Source organism: Gordonia sp. (in: high G+C Gram-positive bacteria), assembly GCF_020438995.1.
Lineage (GTDB): Bacteria > Actinomycetota > Actinomycetes > Mycobacteriales > Mycobacteriaceae > Gordonia.
The window spans coordinates 1-5304 of record NZ_JAGQTN010000117.1 but is presented as its reverse complement, the minus strand read 5'-3'; the positions used below and the strand labels follow the sequence as shown (position 1 = coordinate 5304).

General features: G+C 64.8%; 4 protein-coding genes and 1 pseudogene. 2 read left to right on the top strand and 3 right to left on the bottom strand.

Annotated features, from left to right (window positions below; all coding sequences use genetic code 11):
* The 3 genes and pseudogenes from KDB67_RS09175 to KDB67_RS09165 form a co-directional block, all read right to left on the bottom strand.
* Positions 1-501 (bottom strand): annotated as a pseudogene (locus KDB67_RS09175) (ABC transporter permease); the annotation flags it as partial.
* Complete coding sequence (locus KDB67_RS09170) at positions 482-1348, bottom strand: ABC transporter ATP-binding protein (protein WP_291015080.1); 867 nt, start codon at positions 1346-1348, stop codon at positions 482-484. The gene KDB67_RS09170 and the pseudogene KDB67_RS09175, both read right to left, overlap by 20 nt.
* 85 nt (positions 1349-1433) lie before the next feature.
* Positions 1434-2615, bottom strand: a complete 1182-nt coding sequence (locus KDB67_RS09165) for an ABC transporter substrate-binding protein (protein ID WP_291015078.1) — start codon at positions 2613-2615, stop codon at positions 1434-1436.
* A gap of 321 nt (positions 2616-2936) precedes the next feature.
* Between KDB67_RS09165 and KDB67_RS09160 the strand changes: the two genes are divergently transcribed.
* Both KDB67_RS09160 and KDB67_RS09155 read left to right on the top strand, forming a co-directional pair.
* Complete coding sequence (locus KDB67_RS09160) at positions 2937-4055, top strand: acyl-CoA dehydrogenase family protein (protein ID WP_291015076.1); 1119 nt, start codon at positions 2937-2939, stop codon at positions 4053-4055.
* Between the two features lie 102 nt (positions 4056-4157).
* The gene (locus tag KDB67_RS09155) at positions 4158-5087 is read left to right on the top strand and encodes a LysR family transcriptional regulator (protein WP_291015074.1); all 930 of its coding nucleotides are present in this window, start codon (positions 4158-4160) and stop codon (positions 5085-5087) included.
* The last annotated feature ends 217 nt before the right edge of the window (positions 5088-5304 follow it).

Sequence of the window (5304 nt, the reverse complement as noted above, 5' to 3'; positions counted from 1 at the left end):
GAAGATCGGCCAGAAGCACGCCCACACCACGATCGCGATCTTGGACTGCTCGCCGATACCGAAGAACACCACGAACACCGGCAGCAGCGCGAGCAGCGACAGATTGCGGAAGAACAGCAGCACCGGTTCGAGGAATTGCTGAACGATGCGGACATACCCGACGGCGATCCCCAAACCGATACCGGCGACGAGGCCGATCACGAAACCGATGAGCGCGCGCTGCACGCTCGGCGCGATCTCCTGGGCCAGCGATCCGTCGGCCAGTCCGTCGATCAGGGCGGTGAAGGTGTCCTGCGGCGTCGACAGGTAGAGCTTGTCGACATAACCGGAAGCGACGGCCGCCCACCACAGTACGAGAAAGCCGGTCAGGCCGATCGCGCCGTAGATGTATCGCTCGTACTTGACCAGATACGGGTTGCGGCGGGCAGGTGGGGTGAGGTCGTAGTCCTCATCGATTGCCGACAGCCCCGCCGGGTCCGGCTTAGGCAGCGTCGTTGCCAACGTTGACCTCCTCGGCGAGAATCCCGGCCACCCTGGCCCGGATATGTGCGAAATCTTCGGAACTGCGCAATGTCTGGGTCCGCGGACGGTCCAGGTCGACGTCCAGGACGGTCTTGACAGCGCCCGGGGACTTGGTCATCACCGCGATCCGGTCGGACAGGAAGATGGCCTCGTCGATGGAATGGGTGACGAACAGAATGGTCTTCTTGTTCTCGCCCGACTCCCAGATGCGCAGCAATTCGCCCTGCAGGAACTCACGCGTCTGGGCGTCGAGCGCGGCGAACGGCTCGTCGAACACGAGCACCTCCGGGTCGTATGCCAGGACGCGGGCGATGGCCGCACGCTGGCGCATACCACCGGAAAGCTGGTGCGGCAGACGGTCGGCCGCAGCCGACAGACCGACGGTCTTGAGCACCTCGGCGGCCCGTTCGCGACGCTCGGCCCTGCCGACGCCCCGGATCTTGAGGCCGACTTCGACGTTCTTCTGCGCGGTCAGCCAGGGGAACAGTGCGTAGCCCTGGAATACGACACCCACGTTCTTGTTGACCCCGGTGACCTGCTGCCCGTCGAGGTGGACCGAGCCGCCGTTGTAACTGTCCAGTCCGGCAAGGATATTGAGGAATGTCGACTTACCGCAGCCGCTCGGGCCGAGCAGCGACAGGAACTCGCCGTCGTTGATGGTCAGGTCGAATCCGTCGAGGACGGCGGTGACGTCCTTGCGGGAACCGGGTTTGGGGTAGAGCTTGCTGACCTTGCGGGCCACGATCTTGGGTGTAGCATGCCTCGGTGCCCTGATCGCGCTGCCCGCGGCGGCTGTTTGCTGCTCCACCAGCACTGTTCCGCTCATGGCAGTGGCCTTTCTGTGTGTGATTTGGGATGACGGTTCTCGGCCCGCGGCTATTTCTCCACGGGTGATGTTTCTTTCCGGTGGCCTATTTTTCAGCGGTGGCGAAGTCGACCAATGGGGTCTTGAAAACTCCCTTGTTGCGGAAACCCGGTAGTACCGAGGTGTTCTCGTCCTGATGGTCGAGCAGGTCGGCGGAGGTCGCGTACGGGTTGAACGCGTTGGTGGCGATGTCCTCGGGCTTGAGCTTCTCCGAACCCGCGAGCGGAGTGCCGGTGTCCTTCACCAGATCCCACCACAGTGCCAGACTTGCCTTGTCCAGCAGTGCATTCGGTGCGTAGTGCCAGTTGGTGGTCTGCTCCACCGGGTATCCGGTGGTCTTGCCGGCGATCTCCGCGGACTCCTTCGGATGGGAGTTGGCCCAGTTGGCGGTCTTGCCGATGATGCCGACGAACTCGCGGGCGGCGTCCGGATGCTTCTGCAACCAGGCGTTGCTGGCCACGAACGGGGCCTGGCCACCGAGCGGTCCCCAGTCGTCGTAGGAGGTGAACGTCTGGGTGAACTTGTCGGGTTTGCTCAGTAGCACACCCACCAGCGGCGGGTGGAACACCCCGAGGTCGACCTCGCCGCGCTCGATAGCGGGTGCGATCAGTTCCGGTTTGAGTTCGAGGAACTTGACCTTGTCCAGGTCGACACCGTTCTTTTTCAGGTAGCGCTTGATCACCAGGTCGGTGCAGCTGTTCTTGCCGGGGCCCAGACCGACCGTCTTGCCCTCTACCGCTTTGAGATCGGTCTTGGTGATGGGCGAGCCGGCCTTGGTGAAATAGGCCATATGCGGCTGATCGGGCAGATCGAGCATGCTGGAGGCGATCGCGGTGAACTTGAAACCCTTCACCTTGCCGTCGATGTCGTTGCTGAACATGCCGGTGGCGATGTCGACGCGATTTTGGTCCAGCAACTGCACCGCCGGAACGCTGGTCGCCGGACCGACGTATTCGGGTTTGACGCCGGCGTTCTTCCAGTAGCCGAGTTCGTCGGCGATTCGGACCAGCGACAGTGCCGTGGGCGAGTTGGCGAACCGGAAGGTGACCACGCCGTCGTCGGACCCGCCGACGCCGGAGCAGCCCGCGAGCACGGTAGGGGCGGCGAGGGCGGCGGCTACCGCGACGGTCAGCTTGCGTACGAATCTGCTGCTCCGGACTCTGCTGGTCAGCAATCGCGTGGTGCCCGTCGGTGACGTGTGTGTCGGTGCGATCTGTGTCGAACTCATCTGCAACCTCGGTATCGGTGTGGAGTCTGTGGAAGTGGGGGTCCTTGGGTGCACGTTGTGGGGATCGAAGTCCCTGCCATGCGCTGTAACTGAAAGGTATGGGTGCCGGGCGGGTAGGAAAATGGATAAACTCACCGTGGTCCCCAAAGTGGGCAGTGAGTTCTTGGAATTGTCGATAGCTGTTGTCCTACTACAGGATTCATGTAGTAGAAATGTGTCGACTAATTCTTGGGGGAATCGCGAAGAAATTGTTTACGATGGGAAAAAATCGACCGGGCCGGAATTCATTGGGTGTGGGTGCGGCGAACGTACGGTGACATCATGACCACCACAGCCGATATCACCTCAGCAGTCGTCACCGCCGCACTGGTCGACGCCGACCCGACGGCGCATCCCATGTACCAGGAGTTCGTGCGTTTCGCGGCCGAGGTACTGACCCCGCGCGCCGTCGAGGTCGACCGCACCGAGGTTCCGCGCTCGCATATCGACGGCCTGCGGGAGATCGGCTACCACCGGCTGTTCGTCCCCGAACAGTACGGCGGACTGAAACTGCCGCCGCGGGTGGTGAATGCGGTGAACAATCTGCTGTTCGGTGTGGACCCGTCGACGGCGACGATCGTCACGCAGCACGGTGCGCCGGTGCTGCCGGCGGTCACTGCGGGAACCGATGACGCGCTTGAACTGCTGCCGAAGCTGGCCTCGGGTGAACTGATCGGCGGTGCGGGGATGGGGCATGTGCGGAGCTGGCCGAAACGCCGCGGCACCGTCGCCACCCGCGTCGCCGGCGGATATCGCATCGACGGGGTGATCGGGTGGCATTCGGGCTGGGGGCTGACCGACATCATCTGGCTCGGCGCCGTCGATGAGCAGCGCGAGGAATTCGTGTTCGGGATCGGCCATCTCGACGATGCGTCGATCAGCGGTCAGGTTCTCCCGCTCGCGGCGGTATATGGCTCCCGCACAGCGGAACTGAGACTCGACGGATACTTTCTGCCCGATGCGCTGGTCACGGAGGTCGTCGCCGTTGAGGAGTATCGTCACCGTGACGGCACCCGCGTGCAGGAATTGCAACGGGCCAAACACCTGAATCCCGACGTCGATGATGCGGATCTGGCCGCGATCGCGCCTGCCGGACCGTACGGTCTCGCCCGCGCCGCGCTCGATGACGCGCTGCGCATCGCCGGCGACGACACTCATTTGCTCGCGCTGTCCGCGGAACTGGAGACTGCGGCGGCCACACCGCTGCCGGATCCACAGTGGCGTGCGGTGCTCAACGAACTCGCTGTCCGCGCCACCACGGCGGCCGTCGTCGCGGCGGGCGGTGCGGCGCTGCTCGACTCCGACATCGCGCAGGTCCGGGCCCGTGCGGCGCAGTTCCTACAGGTGCGGGGGCTGGCACCGCGGGTGCGGACGGCGCACTTCGCGGTCTACGCACGGTGACTTGCCGTCGGTAGATTTCGCCAGGCTGGGTGCAACAGGGTGCTCCGGTGGCGCCCGGCACCATACTGGGGCTCCTGTCCGCGAACTGGAGGAGGATGTCTCATGCTGGACCTTCGGCGAATGATGTTGCTCTGCGATCTCGCGGAGCTGGGGACCGTCACTGCTGTGGCCGAACGTCGATCCATCACGAGTTCGGCGGTGTCGCAACAGCTTCGGGTACTCGAAGACGAGGCGGGGGCGACTCTGTTCCGGCGTGAGGGCCGGACACTGGGGCTCACCCGGGGCGGGCTGGTGCTCGCCGAACATGCCCGCCGCGTGCTCGGGGCGGTCGACGAGGCACTCAGCGCAGTCGCCTCCACCGCCGATCGGACCTCGGGGCGGCTGATCGTGGCGTCGTTCAATCTCGGTGTCCGGTTGCTCGCGGCCCCGATGACCGTCCGTCTCGCGCAGGTGGACCCCGAGATCGGTGTGCAGATTCGTCAGCTCGGTCGCGCCGACGCATTGCGGCAGCTGCGGCAGGGCGAGGCGGACCTCGCGATCACCTGCGAATACGACTTCGGGCGCCATGAATCGTTCAGCGGGCTGCGTGGTATTCCGCTGTTGACCGAGCCGATGGTGCTGCTCGCGGCGCAGAACCGGCATGCGGCGATCCGCTGCGGGGGTTTGGGTGTGCTGGCCGACGATTCGTGGGCCACCGGCATTCCCGGTTCGGGACTGCACACCGCGCTCCTGCGGGCCGCCGACAGGGTCGGCTTCACCCCGCACATCACCCACCAGACGATGGGGGCGGCCAACGCCTGCGAACTCGCCGCCGCCGGCATCGCGGTCGCGCTTGTGCCGGCGCTGGCGGTCTCCGAACAACTCGCACCGCTGGTGGTCGAAGGACTCGACCTGGAAAGCCGGCGTATCGAGGTGGTGACCCGCGCCGGGCGCCTGGAAGACCCCAACGCCCTTGCCTCCGTGCGTGTTCTGCAGGAGGTGGCCGCCGAAGTGGAGGCCTCGATCACCGGTTCGTGGGTCTCGGTCGCCTGAGGTGGCCTGTGGCGTTCGAGGTGGGTGCGTCAGGTGCCGAAAGGTCACCGGACCCTTCGTGACCCTCGCTCCTTCGTCGCTTCGGCCTCAGGGATCAAGATGGTTGGCGTGACAAGAACATCTTCTTCGTCGCTTCGGCCTCAGGGGGCAAGAGGGTTGGGGTGACCAAAGCATCTTCTTCGTTGGTTCGGCGTCGGGGGGCTAGAGGGTTGGGGTG

Bases quoted from the DNA above. Each gene is read 5' to 3' on its own strand.
- KDB67_RS09170 (WP_291015080.1), bottom strand. From the start codon at position 1,348: ATGAGCGGAACAGTGCTGGTGGAGCAGCAAACAGCCGCCGCGGGCAGC.
- KDB67_RS09165 (WP_291015078.1), bottom strand. From the start codon at position 2,615: ATGAGTTCGACACAGATCGCACCGACACACACGTCACCGACGGGCACC.
- KDB67_RS09160 (WP_291015076.1), top strand. From the start codon at position 2,937: ATGACCACCACAGCCGATATCACCTCAGCAGTCGTCACCGCCGCACTG.
- KDB67_RS09155 (WP_291015074.1), top strand. From the start codon at position 4,158: ATGCTGGACCTTCGGCGAATGATGTTGCTCTGCGATCTCGCGGAGCTG.